Source organism: Burkholderia sp. BCC1999 (assembly GCF_905339975.1).
Taxonomy (GTDB): Bacteria; Pseudomonadota; Gammaproteobacteria; order Burkholderiales; family Burkholderiaceae; genus Burkholderia.
Window position 1 is genome coordinate 26,126 of sequence record NZ_CAJPHP010000033.1, and the last position, 19,197, is coordinate 45,322.

At 66.1% G+C, this 19,197-nt stretch carries 16 protein-coding genes and 1 pseudogene; 11 read left to right on the forward strand and 6 right to left on the reverse strand.

The features are described from left to right. The first annotated feature begins 95 nt into the window (after positions 1-95). From U5809_RS32180 to U5809_RS32210, 7 genes are all read left to right on the forward strand, one after another. A complete protein-coding gene (locus tag U5809_RS32180; protein ID WP_322089536.1) occupies positions 96-1,664 on the forward strand; it encodes a bifunctional 3-(3-hydroxy-phenyl)propionate/3-hydroxycinnamic acid hydroxylase in 1,569 nt (522 codons plus the stop codon). Between the two features lie 11 nt (positions 1,665-1,675). Beyond that, positions 1,676-2,578, forward strand: coding sequence for a VOC family protein (locus U5809_RS32185; RefSeq protein WP_322089498.1), 903 nt, complete (start codon positions 1,676-1,678; stop codon positions 2,576-2,578). Between the two features lie 158 nt (positions 2,579-2,736). Then, complete coding sequence (locus U5809_RS32190; protein ID WP_322089499.1) at positions 2,737-3,495, forward strand: alpha/beta hydrolase; 759 nt, start codon at positions 2,737-2,739, stop codon at positions 3,493-3,495. A gap of 53 nt (positions 3,496-3,548) precedes the next feature. After that, a complete protein-coding gene (locus tag U5809_RS32195; protein WP_322089500.1) occupies positions 3,549-4,337 on the forward strand; it encodes a fumarylacetoacetate hydrolase family protein in 789 nt (262 codons plus the stop codon). An 8-nt stretch (positions 4,338-4,345) separates the two neighbouring features. Then, on the forward strand, positions 4,346-5,293 hold the full coding sequence (locus tag U5809_RS32200) for an acetaldehyde dehydrogenase (acetylating) (protein ID WP_322089501.1): 948 nt from the start codon (positions 4,346-4,348) through the stop codon (positions 5,291-5,293). Between the two features lie 13 nt (positions 5,294-5,306). After that, positions 5,307-6,329 (forward strand): 4-hydroxy-2-oxovalerate aldolase, encoded by a 1,023-nt coding sequence (gene dmpG, locus U5809_RS32205; protein ID WP_322089502.1) that lies wholly within the window; start codon positions 5,307-5,309, stop codon positions 6,327-6,329. A gap of 158 nt (positions 6,330-6,487) precedes the next feature. Continuing rightward, positions 6,488-7,597: a porin gene (locus U5809_RS32210; protein ID WP_322089503.1), complete on the forward strand. Its 1,110-nt coding sequence runs from the start codon at positions 6,488-6,490 to the stop codon at positions 7,595-7,597. A 14-nt stretch (positions 7,598-7,611) separates the two neighbouring features. Here the strand turns inward: U5809_RS32210 and U5809_RS32215 are convergent, their stop codons facing one another. Genes U5809_RS32215 through U5809_RS32235 form a run of 5 tightly spaced genes read right to left on the reverse strand, consistent with a single transcriptional unit; the run spans position 7,612 to position 12,936 of the window. Next, entirely contained in the window at positions 7,612-9,111 is a 1,500-nt protein-coding gene (locus tag U5809_RS32215) for an efflux transporter outer membrane subunit (protein WP_322089504.1), read from the reverse strand. Continuing rightward, positions 9,108-10,088, reverse strand: a complete 981-nt coding sequence (locus tag U5809_RS32220) for an HlyD family secretion protein (RefSeq protein ID WP_322089505.1) — start codon at positions 10,086-10,088, stop codon at positions 9,108-9,110. Before U5809_RS32220 ends, U5809_RS32215 begins: the two co-directional genes overlap by 4 nt. Position 10,089: 1 nt before the next feature. After that, complete coding sequence (locus tag U5809_RS32225) at positions 10,090-10,302, reverse strand: DUF1656 domain-containing protein (RefSeq protein ID WP_059241095.1); 213 nt, start codon at positions 10,300-10,302, stop codon at positions 10,090-10,092. Positions 10,303-10,336: 34 nt separating this feature from the next. Next, positions 10,337-12,460 carry an FUSC family protein gene (locus U5809_RS32230; protein ID WP_322089506.1) on the reverse strand — a complete coding sequence of 708 codons (2,124 nt, stop codon included), beginning with the start codon at positions 12,458-12,460 and terminating at the stop codon, positions 10,337-10,339. Further along, the gene (locus U5809_RS32235) at positions 12,457-12,936 is read right to left on the reverse strand and encodes a MarR family winged helix-turn-helix transcriptional regulator (RefSeq protein ID WP_322089507.1); all 480 of its coding nucleotides are present in this window, start codon (positions 12,934-12,936) and stop codon (positions 12,457-12,459) included. The genes U5809_RS32230 and U5809_RS32235 overlap by 4 nt, the downstream gene beginning before the upstream one ends. A gap of 331 nt (positions 12,937-13,267) precedes the next feature. On the opposite strand from U5809_RS32235, the gene U5809_RS32240 reads away from it, so the two are divergent. Continuing rightward, positions 13,268-14,128 carry an FAS1-like dehydratase domain-containing protein gene (locus U5809_RS32240; RefSeq protein WP_322089508.1) on the forward strand — a complete coding sequence of 287 codons (861 nt, stop codon included), beginning with the start codon at positions 13,268-13,270 and terminating at the stop codon, positions 14,126-14,128. A 118-nt stretch (positions 14,129-14,246) separates the two neighbouring features. Next, positions 14,247-14,399 (forward strand): annotated as a pseudogene (locus tag U5809_RS32245) (MmgE/PrpD family protein); the annotation flags it as partial. Between the two features lie 49 nt (positions 14,400-14,448). Here U5809_RS32245 and U5809_RS32250 read toward each other — a convergent pair. Next, positions 14,449-15,144 (reverse strand): TetR/AcrR family transcriptional regulator, encoded by a 696-nt coding sequence (locus U5809_RS32250; RefSeq protein ID WP_322089509.1) that lies wholly within the window; start codon positions 15,142-15,144, stop codon positions 14,449-14,451. A gap of 765 nt (positions 15,145-15,909) precedes the next feature. Between U5809_RS32250 and U5809_RS32255 the strand changes: the two genes are divergently transcribed. Continuing rightward, complete coding sequence (locus U5809_RS32255) at positions 15,910-17,274, forward strand: DUF1329 domain-containing protein (RefSeq protein WP_322089510.1); 1,365 nt, start codon at positions 15,910-15,912, stop codon at positions 17,272-17,274. A gap of 72 nt (positions 17,275-17,346) precedes the next feature. Beyond that, on the forward strand, positions 17,347-19,191 hold the full coding sequence (locus U5809_RS32260) for a DUF1302 domain-containing protein (protein WP_322089511.1): 1,845 nt from the start codon (positions 17,347-17,349) through the stop codon (positions 19,189-19,191). The last annotated feature ends 6 nt before the right edge of the window (positions 19,192-19,197 follow it).

Below are 19,197 nucleotides of genomic sequence, written 5' to 3' on the forward strand. Positions count from 1 at the left end.
ATTTCCAGTTTTGGACCTATCGGTACAATCGTGTCATCGCAGGCGTGGGCCGTCACACCACGCGGCGCACGAACGACACGAGAAGGAGACATCTCATGACTCACGAGTACGACGCCGACGTTGCCATCGTCGGCTATGGTCCGACCGGCGTCATCGCCGCGCTCACGCTCGCCAGGCACGGAATTTCCTGCGTGGCATTCGAACGGCACCGCGAGATCTATCCGCGGGCTCGGGCGGTGACGGTCAATGACTGGACGATGCGGATTTTCCAGAACCTCGGCGTCGACGAGGCGGTGCTCAAGCACATCGATCCGCAGCGCGCGCTGCGCTGGATGCGCTATGACGGCACCGAGATCATGCGCATCGAACATCCGCCGTCGACGCTCGGCATCAAGCCGCGCTTCTTCAACATCTATCAGCCCACGATGGAATCGGCATTGCGCGAGTGCGCGGCGCAGTACGAGCACGAGATCGACGTGCGCTATGGCGCCGAGGTGGTGTCGCTGAATCAGGACGAAGCAGGTGTCACCGTGTCTACGAGAGACGCGGCCAGCGGTGTGACGACCGACACACGTGTGCGCTACGTGATCGGGAGCGACGGCGGGAGCAGCGCGACGCGCGGCATGCTGGGCGTGAAACTGCTCGGCGACACGCTGGACGTGCAGTGGATCGTGATCGACTGTCGCGTCAAGCGCTGGTGGCCGGATCGGAATCTGCTTACGTTCTGGTCCGACAAGGAGCGGCCCGTGGTCGATATCGCGCTGTCCGGCGGCAATCATCGCTGGGAACTGCCGCTCAAGCCCGGTGAAACCGAAGCCGATTTCGCGACGCATGAGCAGGTATGGCCGCTGCTGAAAGCGCTGGGTGTCAGCGAGGACGATGTCGAAATCCATCAGTACGCGTTTTACCGGCACCACACACGCATGGCCGAAACGTGGCGTGTCGATCGCGCGTTCCTGGCCGGCGATGCCGCGCACCTGATGCCGCCGTGGGCCGGGGCCGGCATGCAGACCGGCATGCGCGATGCGTTCGATCTCGGTTGGAAGCTCGCAGGTGTGCTGAACGGTTCATTACCCGAATCATTCCTCGACACCTACGAGACGGAGCGCCGACCGAACGCGACGTTCTATACGCAGCTCGCCGTTCAGCTTGGCCGCATCATCAAGCAGGAACTGTTGCCCGAAGAGCAGGCCGCACTCGATGCATCACGCGGCGCGGATGCACCGGAACCGCCGTTGATCGCACCACCCGTGCTGGCGGCCGGCTGGCTGCGCGGTCCGCTTGCCGACGAGAGCATCGTCGGCCGGATGGTGCCGCAACCGGTGGTCGGCGACAACCGCGGCGCGATGGCGCGCCTCGACGACCTACTGGGTGACGGCTTCGTCCTCCTCGGCGACAACGTCGATCCGGCCAGCCTGCTCAGCACCGACGAAAAGGCCGAATGGGATCGGCTGGGCGCCCGGTATATCGCCATTCGCCAGCAACATCAGCATACGCAGGGGCCCGACGAATTCGTCGACCTCGACGGCGTGCTGCAGCCGTGGCTGCGCAAGTTCGGCGCGCGCGCGGTCGCGCTGAGGCCGGACCGGTTCGTCGCGGCCGCCGACGTGAGCGGCCTCGCCGTGCCTGATTGCGCCGGCGTACGCAGCGGGATGAAGCAATGAAGGAGAGCAGGATGAGTACAGTGACGGAACTTGGCTACGTCGGCATCGAGGCAAGCGACCTTGATGCGTGGGAACGTTTCGCGACCGGTCTGCTCGGCATGCAGACTGGATCCCGTACCGACGACATGCTGACCTTGCGGATGGACGGCGCGGTCCATCGCTGGATCGTCGTCGCGGGCAGTGCAGACGACCTTGCCTTCACCGGGTTCGGTTGCGCGACGGACGAAGATCTCGACGCGATCGTCGCCAGGTTGCGCACGGCAGGCAGCGAAGTCGCCGAAGGTGAAAAAATGTTGTGTACGCAACGATGCGTGAAACGCGTTGTAGTCACGGCCGATCCGCTTGGAAACCGCGTAGAACTCTATGTTGGGCTGGCGGCGGCCGACGCGCCGTTCCGATCGCCGCAACGCGTGTCCCGCTTCGTGACCGACGGCATCGGCGCGGGTCACCAGGTGCTGATCGAGAACGGCGCGGATCGCCGCATGCTGGTCGACTGGTATGCGTTGCTCGGCTTCCGTACGACGGACGTGATCGACGAGGAAGTGATGCCGGGCGTCGTCGCCAGCGTGATTTTCCTGCACTGCAACCCGCGCCATCACACGGTCGCGTTCGCGAACATGCCGTTCGGCAAGCGCATGCATCACTTCATGATCGAGGCCGCGGACATCAGTGACGTGGGGCTCGCGCACGACCGCTGCCTGGCCGCAAAGCAGCCGCTCGAAATGAGCCTCGGCATGCATCCCAATGACCGGATGTTCAGTTTCTACGTCCGAACGCCGTCGGGCTTCAACGTCGAGTTCGGCTGGGGCGGGCTTGTGATCGACGCGTCCAGCTGGGAGGTTCAGCACCTGGACCGACTCAGTACCTGGGGGCACCGGCCTCCGCACGTCGTCGCGAGCCTGCTCCAGGGCTGACGCCACGCGCCCGCGCAGGGTGGCGGCGTCGCAGCGACACACCTCAATCCATTTTCGGGAAGGGACACACCATGGCGCTTACTCAGGCTCAGACCAGCCGCACCATCAGAACGCGAGACTGGCAACTTCATTACCACGAGGCCGGCAGGGGTCATCCCGTGATCCTGCTCCACGGCAGCGGCCCCGGCGCAACCGGATGGAGCAACTTCAGCGGCAATATCGAAGCGCTCGCCAAGCAGTTCCACGTGTACGCGGTCGACATGCCGGGCTGGGGTCAGTCGGACCCGGCGACCGTCGAGCAGCTCGATCATGTCGACGCCGCGATCCAGTTCATGGATGCGCTGGGTATCGAGCGCGCCGCGTTCGTCGGTAACTCGATGGGCGGCCAGACGTCGCTGCGGCTCGCGACCGAGCACCCCGATCGCATCACGCATCTCGTGACGATGGGTCCGCCGGTAGGACGCATGCCGACGCTGTTCGGCGCGGGCGACGGTCCGTCCGAAGGGCTCAAGGTGCTAATCCACGCGTATCGCGATCCATCGCCGGAGCATATGCGCCGGCTGGTCGAGATCATGGTGTACGACAAGGCGCGGTTCGCTACTCCCGAGCTGTGCCAGGCTCGGGCGGAAGCCGCGCAGATGCGCCCGGAGCATCTGCATAACTACGTCGCGGGCCTGCCGGCCGGCGCGCCGCTGCCGAAGTGGGTGAGGCCCGAGTTGCTGCCAGCGATCAAGACGCCGACGCTGCTGATCCACGGCCGCGACGATCGCGTCGTGTCGTTCGAAACGTCGCTGTATCTCCTCGCGAACATCCCGGATTCGCGTCTCGTGCTGCTTAACCGCTGCGGACACTGGGCGATGATCGAACATCCGGACGAGTTCAACCGTCTGGTGGGCGATTTCATCTCGAATGCGTAATGGATCCGAGCGATTCCATGCCATCGATGGTCGAATGAAGAGGAACACTTAACATGCGTGATTCCGAAGTCGTCAATACGCTTGCGGCCCGTCTCCGTCAGGCGGAGGCGCAATGCGTGGCCACCGCGCCCGTACGCGGCAAGATCGCGGCGGACGATATCGCCGCCGCCTATGCGGTGCAGCAAACCAACGTCGATCTGCGGCTCCGTCACGGCGAGCGCATCGTCGGCCGAAAGATCGGACTGACCTCGCTTGCGGTGCAGCGGCAGCTCGGCGTCGACCAGCCCGATTTCGGCACGCTGTTCGCGTCGATGGCTTACGGCGATGCCGAGCCGATGCGCCTGTCGCGGCTGATCCAGCCGAAGATCGAAGCGGAGATCGCGCTCGTCCTCGAGCACGATCTCGTGCACGAGAAACACACGTTCGCCGACCTGCAGCGCGCGACCGCGTATGCGCTCGCCGCGATCGAGGTCGTCGACAGCCGGATCACCGATTGGGATATCCGCTTCGTCGACACCGTCGCGGATAACGCGTCGAGCGCGCTGTTCGTACTCGGCAGCCGGCCGGTGCCGTTGCAGGACGTCGATCTCGTCGGCTGCGAGATGACGCTGTCGTCGGACGGTAACGCGCTGTCGCACGGCACCGGCGCCGCGTGCCTTGGCAATCCGCTGAACGCCGCCGCGTGGCTCGCCGACCGGATGGTGCGGCTCGGCACACCGCTGCGCGCGGGCGACGTGCTCCTGACCGGCGCGCTCGGACCGATGGTCGCCGTCCGGTCGCCCGGCACGTTCACCGCGGACATCGCCGGCCTCGGCAGCGTGCGCGCGACTTTCATCGATTAAGGATATTCATGAACATTCCGAAATTAAAGGCCGCGATCATCGGCTCCGGCAATATCGGCACCGACCTGATGATCAAGATCATGCGGCACGCGCGGTATCTCGATGTGGCAGCGATGGTCGGCATCGATCCGGCGTCCGACGGCCTCGCGCGCGCGGCGCGCCTCGGCGTCGCGACGACGCACGAAGGTGTCGAAGGGCTCGCGCGGCTACCGGTTTTCGACGACATCGATTTCGTATTCGATGCGACGTCGGCCGGCGCGCACGTGACCAACGACGCGTTCCTGCGTGCACGGAAGCCCGGCATCCGCTGCATCGACCTGACGCCCGCGGCAATCGGCCCGTACTGTGTGCCGGTCGTCAATCTCGACGCGCATCTCGATGCGCCGAACGTGAACATGGTGACCTGCGGCGGCCAGGCGACGATTCCGATGGTTGCGGCCGTGTCACGCGTTGCGAAAGCGCACTACGCTGAGATCGTCGCATCGATCAGCAGCAAGTCGGCCGGTCCGGGCACGCGCGCGAACATCGACGAATTCACCGAGACGACGTCGAAGGCGATCGAGGCGGTGGGCGGTGCGGCGCACGGCAAGGCGATCATCATCCTGAACCCGGCCGAGCCGCCGGTGATGATGCGCGACACCGTGTATGTGCTGTCCGAGCCGGCCGACGAGGCGAAGATCGCTGCATCGGTCGACGAGATGGCGCGCGCGGTACAGGCGTACGTGTCAGGCTACCGGTTGAAGCAGACGGTGCAGTTCGACACGATTCCCGCGTCCGCACCACTGAATATTCCGGGCCTCGGCCGCGTGAGCGGGCTGAAGACGTCGATCTTCATTGAGGTCGAAGGCGCGGCGCATTACCTGCCTGCGTATGCGGGCAACCTCGACATCATGACGTCCGCAGCGCTCGCGACCGCCGAGCACATGGCGCGGTCGCTGCAACGCGCGAACGCGTAACGGGACTTTCACCATGAGCAAGAAACTCTACATCTCCGACGTCACGTTGCGCGACGGCAGCCACGCCATCCGCCATCAGTATTCGATCGCTAACGTACAAGCGATCGCCCGCGCACTCGACGTCGCGAAGGTCGACAGTATCGAGGTCGCGCACGGCGACGGCCTGCAAGGATCGAGCTTCAACTACGGGTTCGGCGCGCACGGCGACCTCGAATGGATCGAAGCGGTGGCGGACGTCGTCACGCACGCCAAGATCGCGACGCTGCTACTGCCCGGCATCGGCACAATTCACGACCTGAAGGCTGCGTACGACGCGGGCGCGCGCGTCGTACGCGTGGCGACGCACTGTACCGAGGCCGACATCTCGAAGCAGCACATCGAGCATGCGCGGGCCCTCGGGATGGACACGGTCGGCTTCCTGATGATGAGTCATATGACGACGCCGGACCGGCTGGCCCTCGAGGCGAAGAAGATGGAAAGCTACGGCGCGAGCTGCATCTACGTAGTCGATTCGGGCGGCGCGTTGAGCATGAACGACGTACGCGAGCGCTTTCGTGCACTCAAGGCCGTGCTGAAACCCGATACGCAGACAGGCATGCATGCGCACCACAACCTGAGCCTCGGCGTCGCGAATTCGATCGTGGCCGTCGAGGAGGGCTGCGATCGGATCGATGCGAGTCTCGCCGGCATGGGGGCGGGCGCCGGCAACACACCGCTTGAAGTGTTCATCGCGGCAGCCGAGCGTCTGGGCTGGTATCACGGCACGGATCTCTACACGTTGATGGATGCGGCCGACGACATCGTGCGTCCGTTGCAGGATCGTCCGGTGCGCGTCGATCGCGAGACGCTCGCGCTCGGGTACGCGGGTGTGTATTCGAGCTTCCTGCGCCACTCGGAGGCGGCCGCGCGGAAGTACGGCCTGAAGACGGTCGACATTCTCGTCGAGCTCGGCAAGCGTCGGATGGTCGGTGGGCAGGAGGACATGATCGTCGACGTCGCACTGGATATTCTCAACACGCGCTTGGCGGTGCGATAGCGGTTCGGCCGCGACGCGGCCGCGTACGACAGGCGGTAAGCCGCCGGCGCTGACGAGATTGTTCCGGGCGTGCCGGCACACGACGTTTCGATACGTCGCATAAGCATAGCGATTAATAGAACTAAATAAATTGGAAATCAGGTCAATGGAGACGAGCAATGAAAAGTGCGGTCTGGTGGGGAATTGCGATGAGCGTTTCGGCGTGTGCGACCAGCGCGCAGGCAGGACCGGGTAGCAGCGTCACGCTGTATGGCTTTCTGGATGCAGGCGTCACCTACGTCAGCAATTCGGGTGGACACGGCAACCTGAAGTTCGACGACGGCATCTCGGCGCCCAATTTGCTGGGCATCCGCGGCGAGGAGGATCTGGGCGGCGGCACGCATGCGGTATTCGATCTCGTGAGCCAGATATCGATGGGGACCGGGGCTATCCAGCCGCCCGGCAAAGGCATCTTCGGACGCAACGCGTGGGTCGGCCTGACCAACGACCGGTGCGGATCGGTCAAGTTCGGGAACCAGTACGACTTCATGATCGATGCGCTGTTCTTCGGCCGTACCGATGCGGCGTTTGCGGTGGGCGGCCTGTACGACTTTCGCGCCGGCCCGTTCGGGAAAGTCGCGCTTCCCTACAATCCGCCGTACGCGGGGCAGTTCGACTGGGACCGGATGTCCGGCCAGACGATCGCGAACTCGATCAAGTATCAGTCACCTTCCGTGTTCGGTTTCCGGATGGGCGCGATGTACGGGTTCGGCGGCGTACCGGGATCGATCGGCAGCGGCAACAGCGTCAGCGCGGGCTTGAATTTCGACCACGGCGCGTTTGGCGCCGCTGCCGCGTTCACAGAGGTCAAGTACCTGCAGCCTGGCGGGCCGCAAGTCGGCATTCGAAACTGGGGTGTCGGCGCGCGCTACGATTTCGGCCACCTCTCGACGAGCGCCCTCGTCACTACCATGCGGAACGGCGCGAACGGTGGTGCAATTGCCGAGGGGGAGCTGGGGGCCACGTATCTTGTCACGCCTGCGCTGCAGCTCGGCGCAAGCTATATGTACATGAAGGGCAACGCCTGGCTCGACAACAATCACGCCCACCAGCTGAGTGCGTCGGTCGACTACTTCCTGTCCAAGCGGACCACGGTGTACGCAACTGCCGTATATCAGCGTGCGAACGCCGACGCGCAGGCGCTGATCAGCGGTATCCTCGATTCGGACGGCACGTCCAGCGGCCCGAACCAGTTTCTGGCGCGCGTGGGCGTGCAGACACGGTTCTAGGCCATCGCCGGAAGTTACTTGGCTGCGGCGGGTACGGCAGCCGGCACACCCGCCGCCGAAGTCTGCTTCGACGTGTCGGGCACCGCGTCGCCATCCCACCCGCCGCCCAGCGCGAGGAAGAGCCGCACCTGGTCGGCCGCGACCTGGCCTTCGGCCGCCGCAACCTGTGCCTGCACGCTCGTCAGCGTGCGCGTCGCATCGAGATCGGAGACGAACGATTCGCGGCCGGCCGCATAGAGTCGATGCGTTTCGTCGGCGGAATTGCGTGCCGATTCGTACGCCGTGCGCAGCGCATCGGTGCGTTGCACGTCGGCCGCATAGGTCGCGAGGCTCGACTGCGTTTCGCGCAGCGCGTTCAGTACGACGCCGTCGAAATGTGCGAGCGCGCCGCCCGTCGCGGCCTCGGCTTCGCGCACGCGTGCGCGCTGGCCGTTGACAGGGAACGACCAGCTGATCAGCGGGCCGAACGACCAGCGATTAGTGTTGGACGAGAACAGGTCGGCGGCGACGCCGACCGAGCCGGCCGACGCACCGATGCTGACCGACGGATACAGCGCAGCGGTCGCCACGCCGATCCGTGCGGTCGAGGCGGCGAGTTGCCGTTCGGCTTCGCGTACGTCGGGGCGGCGGCGCAGCAGCGCGGCGCCGTCGCCGATCGGGATCGGCTGTCGCAGCTTCGGCAGCCGTTCGCATTCGGCGACGGCTTTCGGCAGGTCGGCCGGCGAACGTGCGAGCAGCGCGGCAAGCTGGTACTGCGCGACCTTGCGGCGACCTTCGAAGCGCGGGATGTCGGCGGCAAGCGTGCGCACCTGCGTCACGCCGCGCGTCACGTCGGTCTGGTTGCCGCGCCCGGCATCGCGCAGCCGCTGCGACAGCGCGACGCGCTGCTTCTGCAGCGCGAGCGACTGCTTCGCGATCGCGAGTTCGTCACCGGCCGAGCACGATTCGACGTACGCGCGCACGACGTCGGCGACGACGGTGATGCGCGCCAGGTCGCCGGCCGCCTTGACGGCGTCGCTGTCCGCGCGCGCGGCTTCGACGCCGCGCCGCAGCTTGCCGAACAGGTCGATTTCATACGATACGTTGATGCCGACCGCGCCTTCGTTGACGACCGGCAGCTTGTTCTCGAGCAGGTATTGCTCGGCCGATTCCTGTGCGCGCTGAACGGCGGCTTCGGCCCCGCCCGAGAACCCGCCCTGCTGGCTCGCGACTTCCAGCGCCGCGCGCGAACGCGCGAGGTTGGCCGCGGCGACCCGCAGGTCGGTGTTCGACTTCAGCGCATCGCGCACGAGCGTGTCGAGCACGGGATCGTCGTACAGCTGCCACCAGTTGCCGGGTACCGCGTCGCGCGACACGAGCGTACCGTTCGCATCGTCGAGCGCATGGTTCGCGAGCGGCGCATTCACGTACGCCTGCTGCGGCAGCTTGTAGTCGGGGCCGACGGATTTGCACGCGCCGAGTGCGAGCGCAAGCGGCGCGAATGCAGCCGCGAGGCGCAGACTGTGCCGGTTCATTGCGATGCTCCCGCTGCGTTGGCGGCTGCCCCGGATGCCGCGGAGACCGGCGCCGCGGTCGAGGCCGCGCTGGCGCCGGCTGCCGGCTTCGCGTTGTCGTTGCGGCGCGTGTCGGCATCGCGCATCGAGACGGTCGCGGTGCGGCCGGCGATCATCCGGAAATCGTCGGGCACCTCGTCGAGCACGACGCGCACCGGCACGCGCTGTGCGAGCCGCACCCAGCTGAACGCCGGGTTCACGTTCGGCAGCAGGTTCGCGCCCTGCGTGCGGTCGCGATCCTCGATCGCGGCGACGATGCTCTGCACGTGGCCGCGAAGCGCATGCGGCTCGCCCATCACGATGATGTCGACCGGCTGGCCGATATGGATGCCGCGCAGCTTGGTTTCCTCGAAGTAGCCGTCGACGCGGAACGAATTGCTGTCGACGACCGACAGTACCGCGCGGCCGGCCGGCACGTATTCGCCGACGCGCGGCGCGCGGTCGTTCAGGTAGCCGTCTACGGGACTCACGATCGTCGTGCGCTGCAGGTTCAGCTTCGCGGTGTCGAGCGACACCTGTGCGTCGGCGACGCTGGCTTCGCCTTGCTCGACGCGCGTGCGGCTTTCCTCGACCTGTTCGCTCGCGACCAGGTTGCCAAGCTGCAGGTTGCGCGCGTATTCGCGCTTCGCCTGGGCCAGCGTCGCGCGGCGCTGCGCGAGCGTCGCTTCGGCGAGCCGTTCCGCAAGCGTGTAGCGCGCCTGGTCGATCACGAACAGCACCTGACCGCGCTTGACCTCCTGGTTGTCGGCGACCTGCACCGACGTGATGAGGCCCGATACGTCCGGCGCAACCTGGATCACGTCGGCGCGCACGTGCCCGTCGCGGGTCCACGGCGAGAACATGTAGTAGTTGATGATCCGCCACAGCACGAGGCCGGCCACGACGACGACGATCAGGGTGAGCAGGATTTGCCCTGCCGAGAGCCAGGATTTTTTCACGTTAGGTAGCCACGAGGTGGTGGGAAGCGATGACGACGGCGGCAAGCACGAACACGTAGATGCCGAGGTCGAAGATCGAACGGTGCCAGACGAGGCGGTAGAAGCCGACGCGCTCGAGCACGGCGCGCACGACGATGTTGATCAGGTAGGCGATCAGCATCAGCACGAGCGGAGCCGGCACGAATACGCCGAAGATGTCGATTTCGCCGATCATGGTCGCGGTCGGAAGGACGGGTTGGAAAGCCGGATCATGCGCGTGCTCCGTCCGGAGCCTGCGGCGCCTGGCCGGCAGCGGCCGGGTACAGCGACAGGCGCAGCCCGACGAGCGCGTGCAGCGTGTCGCGCAGCCGGCGGTGCGTGGCCGGAGCTGCAGGCGCGGTGCTGCCGTCGACCGGCGCTGCGCCCGGCTGGCTGCGGCCGGCCACGCGGTGCAGCGCGTCGTCGATCGTCGCGAGCAGCGCCGGCGGGGCCGGCTGGCGCGCGTTCGCGGCCGCGCAGCGCGCGTAGTGATCGGTGACGCCGGCGAGGACGCGATCGATTGCGTCAGGCACGTCGCCCGACAGTCGGCGGCGCGAGCGGCGCAGGTCGAGCGCGTTCAGCGCGATGCGCAGGTCGCGGAAGCTTTCGATCGACGGGTGGCGGTGGTCGTCGGATGCACCGAGGCGCGGCAGCAGCTGCGTCACGCGGTCGAGCATCCGCGATGCGTGGTTGCGCTGGTCGTCGAGCGGCTGTGTCGACGCGGAGCGCGCGACGTCTTCCCAGCCGGAGCGCAGCAGGCGCCGCACCGCGAGCTCCGCGCCGAACGGCCGTGTCGCCCGCGTCCACACATACGCGAACAGCAACCCGGCGACACCCGCGAGGTTGCTGTTCAGGAACACGAAGAAGTCGGCCTCGTACGCGCTCTGGATGCTGATGAAGGTGGCCGTGTTCACCGCGACGAGCATTGTCACCATGTTGAACTGCGGGCGCGGCAGCAGCGTGCCGATCAGGATGAACGGGCCCGCGAACATCAGCACGAGCATCGCGAAGTCATGCACGTGCGGCAGCACGACGAACAGGTACAGACCCGCGAATACGACGCTCGCGGCGGTCGACAGGAAGAACTTGAACACCAGCGGCGCCGGTTCGTCGAGCGCGGCGAAGAAGCTGCACGACACGGCCACGAGCGTGACGGCCGCCGCGCCGTCGTGCCAGCCGGACGAGATCCACAGCCAGCACGCGAACACGATCGCGAGCACGACGGTCAGCGTCGAGAACAGCATCATCCCGCGATCGAAGAAGCGCTCGGTGCCGCCGAGCCGCCAGTGCCGGTAGCGCGGCTGCCACACGCCCGATTCGTTCGCGATCAGCGCGCGCAGCGAGCGGCAGTCCTGCCAGATATCGATAACCTGGCGCAGCCGCCACAGCGCGTTCGACAGCAGTGCGCCGTCCCAGCTCGCGAGTGCGCTGTCGGCGGGCTGCAGCGCGGCGATGCGCTCGCGCAGGTTGTCCGCGACCGGATCGTGGGCCATGTCGCCGTCGGTGCCGGCCTTCACGGCCGGCAGCGGTGCGTCGAACCACTTCGCGGCATCGGCCAGCAGCGCGTCGAGGGCGGGCGGGCGCACGTGCAGGTCGCGCATCAGCGCGATCAAGGGATCGGCGAGCGATGACATCAGCGGCAGGAACAGCTGCATGCGGCCCGCGAGCGCCTGCGCGCGCGCAAGGATGCGCGGGTGCGCATGGTCGTAGCTCAGCTGGCTCAGCAGGAATTCGAGGCCGGTGATCGTCGCTGCGAGCCGTTGCCGGCATGCCGACAACGCCTTGCCGGCGATGTGCCCGGAGAGCGTCTCGCGGCCGTAGAACGCGGCGTCCTTGAACCATGCGTCGGTGCGCTCGATCAGCGTCGGCGCGAGGCGGTTCGGGAACACGGCGCTGCCGACCACGCTGGCGCACACGATGCCGAGCACGATTTCCTCGGTCCGCGCGATCGCGACGTCGAACACGGTGGACGGATCGGTCACGGTCGGCAGCGCGATCAGCGGCATCGTATAGCCGGCCAGCATGAACACGTAGCTGCGCGCCGTGCGGTCGGAGATCGCGAGGTAGAGCAGCGTGCCGCACCAGGTCGCGACGATGATGCTGAAGAGGAGCGGCGTCTCGACGAACGGCGGCACGAAGAAGATCGCGGCGGCCGCGCCGAGCGCGGTGCCGAGCGCGCGGTACAGCGCCTTCGAGCGCGTCGCGCCGACGAACGGATTCGACACGATGTAGACGCTCGCCATCGCCCAGTACGGACGCGGCAGCTGGAAATACAGGCCGAGGTACAGCGCCAGCATCGACGCGGCGAACGTCTTGCCCGAGAACAGCCAGTCGCGAAGGCTCGGATAGGTCATGACGTGGTGTCGTCGGCGTGCGGGAGACGCGTGGCGGGCGAGTGCGACTCGGATGCGTTGAACGCTTCGAGCACGCGCAGCGTCGTTTCGAGATCGGCGCGCGACACGCCCTTGAGCACCTGGGCGCGCAGCACGCGCAGGTCTTCTTCCATCTTCGCGGTGACCGCGCGGCCGGCGGCCGTCAGCGAGATCGTTTTCGCGCGGCGGTCGTGAGGATCCTCGTCGCGACGCGCGAGGCCGGCCGCGCACAGCTGATCGAGCAGGCGCACGAGTGACGGCCCTTCGATGCCGACGTGTTCGGCGAGCGCGCCCTGCCGGACGCCTTCGCCGAGCCGGCCGGCGATCAGGAGCGGCGTCGCGCAGGCCTCGGACACGTTGTACGCGGTCAGCACGCCGTCACTGGTGCGGCGCCACTTGCGCGCGGACAGCACGAGCAGGCTGCTGACGGCGAGGCGGAGGTCGTGCAGATTGGTCATGGCCGAGATGATAGGGGTAAAAATATTCGATAGCAAACTATCGTTTTTTCACCCGGATGACATGTCGCTCGTGGCGCGGCCGGTCCGTCAGATGCAATTTAGGCGGCGTGCCGGCGGTGGTCAAGCTGTAAGCTTGGCGCCAGGAATCGCACGCGGCGCGCGTGGCGACTAGATTGGATGGTTTGAATGGTCAGACGAAAATCGTCCGGCCGGGCGGACGGGGCCGCATGGGTTAAGCAAATTCGAAGCCCCGGTTCGGGAAAGCCGACTTCGCGAAACGGCGTGCGGCGTGCATATTAGGGCCATTGCCAGCGTACCGGAGACTCCATCAGTGTCGAACTCATCCAAGCAGCCCGCCGCACCCGTGTCACTCGACGCATGGGTCGGCAAGACCGAAACACTCGGCGACGACATCACCGCGTTCCCGCTGAACGCGCTGGCCGCCACGCTCGACCGCCCGTCGCCTGGCGACGTCGTGCCGCCGATGTGGCACTGGCTCTACTTCCTGCCCGTCGCGCCGCTGGCCGAGGTTGGCCCAGACGGCCACCCGAAGCGCGGCGGCTTCCTGCCGCCCGTGCCGCTGCCGCGCCGCATGTGGGCCGGCGGCCGGCTGACGTTTCATGCGCCGCTGCGTGCGGGGCGGCGCGCGACGCGCGAATCGACGATCGCGAACATCGAGGACAAGACGGGCCGCAGCGGGCGGCTCGTGTTCGTGACGGTCCAGCATCGGATCGAATCCGATGACGCACTGTGCGTCGAGGAAGAGCACGACATCGTCTATCGCGACGCGCCGCGGCCGGGCGCGCCGGCGCAGAAGCCGGTCGCGGCGCCCACGGGCGAAACGTGGGCGCGCACCGTCACGGCCGACGCCGTGATGCTGTTCCGCTATTCGGCACTGACCTTCAACGGCCACCGTATCCACTACGACCGCAGCTACGTGACGCAGGAAGAAGGCTATCCGGGGCTCGTCGTGCACGGCCCGCTGATCGCGACGCTGCTCGTCGATCTCGTGCATCGCGAACGGCCGGACGCGACGCTCGCGAGCTTCGCATTCCGCGCGGTGCGCCCGACCTTCGATGGGGAGCCGTTCACGTTGTGCGGCAAGCCGTCGGACGACGGCCGCACGATCGAGCTGTGGGCGAAGGATCGCGATGGCTGGCTGACGATGCAGGCGACCGCGACGCTTGCCTGACGCGCATCGGGGCGCTGACGGCGATGGGATGCAAGACGCGTCACAAGCGCGGCGCCGGCTCGCGGTGACTGACGACACGCTGCGCGAACGGCACGATCCGATTCCGCTGCCGTGCGCCATGATGGCGAGCACGATTCCCGCACCCGGCCTCACGCTCGCGACATTCGCGTCGCAACTGCGCTTCGACGCGATTCCGGTGGGTGTCGTCGCGCGCACGGTCGACCTCTATGTCGACTGGCTCGGCTCCGCTCCGCTGGCCAGCAAGGGCGCATGGTCGTAAGCGTTCCCGTTTGCAGCGGCGACAGTCCGTTGCCACGCCTTCAGCCCGGCAGCGATGCCACGGCGAGCACGGCCTTTACCGCTTCGTCTTCCATGCCCTTGATATCGGACGGGAAGCGATTGCGCTGCGGGATCAATACGCTCAGCCCTTCGATCTGCGCGGTGATAAGCGCTGAGCGGCGCGCGAGTTGCTGCGGCGTCAGGCCGGGATTCACAGCCGTGACGAAGCCGGCAATCATCTGGCGCTGGAACAGGTACGCGTCTTCCATCGCCTGCCGCGCAAACTCGTGCGCATGCGCAAGCGCCCAGAAGTTCACGAACAGGCTTTGGGTTCGCGGCAGCTTCGCATCCTCGATCAGCATCCGGACCACTTTCTCCAGCCGCGCTTCGGGCGACAGCGTCTCGTCGGTCCGCACGCTGTCGTAGTTCCTCGAATACTCGGAGATGGTCTCGCTGATGATCGCCGCGTAGAGCGCCTCGCGCGACGGGAAGTAGTGCTGCAGGTTCGACAGCGCGAGCCCCGCGCCGGTCGCGACCTTGCGCATCGTCAGGCCGCCATAGCCGTCGACGACGAAGATCTCGAACGCACTCTCCAGAATGCGGCCGACCGTATTGCGGCCGCGCTGGGTCGGCGCACGCGTGCCGTCGGCCGACTTCGCGTCTGACGCTGGCTCTGGTCGACGCGGCGACGCAGGTTCCGCGCGAATGTCATCAGGGCTCGTCGATTTCGGTTCCATCGAAGTTTCTCCTCCGGCGGGCAACGCTTGCCCGGGTCTTGCGGATGCGATGCTGATTGTAGGTTATCCGACCTAGTGTCTCAAGCCGTGCGGGTTGCAGGCATGCGTTGACCGTGGCCGCGCACGCTGCCGAAACTCGCCGGTGCCCGTTCGCCCCGAACGGCGCTGCGCGAAATTCTACGCGCGTTTCCGGCGTCACCCGGATGGCATGAAGTCGGTTGTTTCACTCGTGACGGCATCTTCGGCGCAACTTGCCTTTGTGCGACGTCGAATAGTAGGTCAGTTCGACCTATCCGCGGCTGCCGGCGAAGTAATCGGCCGGGCCCACCGAACGAGCCGATGACGGCCGGCGACTTGTCGATGAGCGACGTAAGGCAGCCGAAATATTCAATAAATGCGCGAAAAATCAAAAGAAATGGCTTGAGCGTACGACTCGAGACACACCTCTCTCAGTTGAGGGTTTCACCCGACTTGTGAGTTCAAATTGCCGTGCGTATAACGCTGATTAGGTCAAATGACATATTTAGGAAGGTGGTGGAATGACGCAGGAGCCAGCCCCGGGCGTGACCCGCCGCATCTTCCTGCGCGAAGCCCGCTCGGCGATCGCAAGCCGGCGATCCGCGCGCTGAAGGAGGAGTGCCGACACATGACATCCGGGCCGGAGACACCGGCCCTCGAAGGACGCGCCATCGAGCCGATGGCAGGGACAGCTTGGCGTTGCACGGCGGCTGCCGGCAACGAGGATCAGGATCGGGAGCGAGAACCATGAACAGGAAGCATGCAATCGGAACGTTGACCGCCGTCGCGGCGGCGTTGTGGCTGGCCGCCGGCAGCGCGGTGGCCGAAGACCTCACGGCGACCGGCGCGGAGCGCGGGCCGAGCAAGGACGGCCTCGTGCCGGCCTTTGCCGGCCGGCAGGCGCCGCAATCGGGATGGGAGTACGGGAAAGTCCGTGGCGATTTCTGGAAGCACCGCAACGAGCAGCCGCTGTATTCGATCGACGCGGCGAATCTCGACAAATACGCGGACAAGCTGTCGCCCGGCCAGATCCAGCTGATCAGGCAACTGAAGGGCTATCGGATGGACGTTTATCCGTCGCACCGCGAATGCCAGTTGCCCGACGTGGCCGAGCAGAACTCGAAAGCGAACCTGACGGCGGCGAAGCTGGCCGCGAACGGCCAGTCGCTGCAGGCGGCCGCGCTGCCCGGGGTCCCGTTCCCGCAGCCGAAGACCGGCGCCGAGGCGATGCTGAACTACGAGACGCGTTATCGCGGCGAAGGGATCGAATGGTCGCCGATCGCGACCGTCATTTCACCGCGCCCGGGCAGCAGCGACTGGATCGACGGAGTCGGCCCGCAGGCCGAATACCTGCCGGCCGGCAGGCTCGGCAAGACGTCGCCGCAGGACGTCGACCAGATGAACATGGCCGTTTACTTCTCGATCAATTCGCCGGCCGCGCTTGCCGGGCAGTCGTTCGTGCAGCGCCAGTATTACGACAAGGACTCGGAGACGTACTACTACTTCCCGGGCCAGCGCCGCGTGCGGCGCATGCCGGCCTATACGCACGATGCGCCGCTGATCGGCTTCGAGAATCAGTATCTGGTCGACGATTCGAACATGTTCAACGGGTCGCTCGACCGGTTCGACTGGAAGCTGGTCGGCAAGAAGGAAATGATCGTGCCGTACAACGCGTTCGGGCTGTACACGTTCAAAAGCAAGCTGCATGACGTCGCGACGCCGAACGGCATTTCCGCCGAGCACCGCCGCTACGAAGTGCATCGCGTGTGGGTCGTCGAGGCGACGCTCAAGGCGAGTGCGCGCCACGTCGCGTCGAAGAAGACCTTCTATCTCGACGAGGACAGCTGGCTCGCGCTGACGGCCGAGGATTACGACGCGCAGGGCAAGCTCTGGAAGGTGCGCGAGAGCTACCCGATTCCGGTGTTCGAACTGGGCGGCGCGTGCGACAACCAGCCGTTCGTCCAGTACGACCTGAACAACGGCCGCTACGTGTTCGACGGTTCGTCGATCGGGCAGGGCAAGGACATCCGCTACTACGAACGCGCGAACGATCCGCGCTTCAAGCCGGATTTCTATACGGCCGAATCGCTGCGCTCGGTCAGCGAACGATGACGCACACCGCCTAGCGTGAAGACCCGGCGCGCGTGCGACGCGTGCCGGCGCCGAGAAGGGGAGGGACAGGACATGAAACCAAGAATAATGATTAGGCATACTATGATTTCGCTCGCCGTGACGGGGGCGACGGCCACGAGTGCATTCGGCTACCAGTTCGCGACCGGGACCGGTGACCTGCAGGGTTCGTGGGTCACCAACCTGACGGCCGGCGCCGGGATCCGGACCAAGAGCCCGAGCTGTTCGCTCACCGGCGATCCGAACGCGTTCGGCTGCGGTGCGAGCGCGAATACGAATCAATGGGGCTTCGGCGACAGCGGCAACCTGAACTACCGGAAGGGCCAGCCGTTCAGCACCTACGTCAGCGCGACCAGCGAGCTGTTGCTGAAGATGCCGGGCGAAGGATTGAAGTTCATGGTGCGCGGCACCGGCATGTATGACTTCATGGCCGGGAATACGAACCGCACGCCGCTGTCGAGCACGGCTGCCGCGCAGGTGGTGTACAACGCGCAGTTGCTCGACCTGTGGGGCGAGAAGGATTTCACGATCGCGGGCCGTAATGCGCATGTGCGCGTCGGCAACCAGGTGATCAACTGGGGCGAGAGCATGTTCGCGCAGAGCGGCATCAACGCGACCAACTCGATCGACGTGCAGAAGCTGCTGATTCCCGGCTCGCAGCTCAAGCAGGCGCTGTTGCCGGCGCCGATGGCGAGCTTCGCGGCCGACCTGTCGCACGGGTTCAGCACCGAGGCGTATTACCAGTTCCAGTGGAACGGCAACCGTTACCCGCCGGTCGGCTCGTACTGGTCGACGTCGAATATCGTCGGACGCGGCGCCGAACCCTATACGGTGAATACCGCCAACCCGAACGTCGCGGGTCCGAGCGCGGGCACGATCGCGAACGCGATCGGCGGGACGAACGCAGCGGGCAACCAGGACGCGTTGAGCGCGATCAAGAATGGGCTTGTGAACGGCACGTATGCGGGGCCGCCGTTCAACGATATCGGGCTGCCGCTCACGACGACGTTGCCGGCGAAATACCGGCCGCAGTTCGGCGTGAAGTTCAACTTCTCGCCGCGCTCGTTCGATGCGAACTTCGCGCTCTACTACGAAAACTATACGGACAAGTCGCCGGTGCTGACCGCGCTGGCGAACGGCGGCATCCAGGCGTCCTATCTCGGCAGCCGCCAGCTGTTCGGCGCGAGCGCGAACTTCGGCGTCGGCCCGTGGGCGATCGGCACCGAGCTGTCGTACCGGCCGCGCGACGCCGTTGCGTTGACGGGCTGCTACGGGCCCGGCGGCCCGCTCGATGCGATCACGAACGGTGTGACCGGCCTCGACTGCCCGCAATGGGTCGACAAGAAGAAATTCCAGTACGACCTCAACGGGCTGCTGGCGCTGACGCGCAGCGAGTATCCGCTTCTGAAACTGCTCGGCGCCGATTCGGCCGCGCTGACGTGGGAGCTGACGTGGATCTACTACCCGGGGCTGAGCGCGAGCGGCGTGACGCGCACCGTCGGCGGGCAGACCGTCACGCAGGCGCCGCAGGCCGGCTATGCGCCGTGGCTGAACAACGGTTCGGGGCTCGGCTATCCGGTCGCGATGGCGCAAGGCACCGCGAGCTCGGTGGGCGCGACGATCGATTTCAACTGGACCTATGACGGTTCGCTGATCCATGGCTGGCAGGTGACGCCGGGCGTGACGTTCTCGGACGGCCTGTACGGCTATACGCCGACCTTCACCGCGAATTACCTGCAGGGCGCGAAGTCGGTGAACGTCTACGTGCTGTTCAACCAGAACCCGCCGACCTGGCAGGCCGGCATCAATTTCACCGCGTTCTTCGGCGGACACCAGACGGTCGGGCAGCCGTATGCGGACCGCAATTTCGTCGGGATGTTCGTCACGCGGAATTTCTGATGGTGA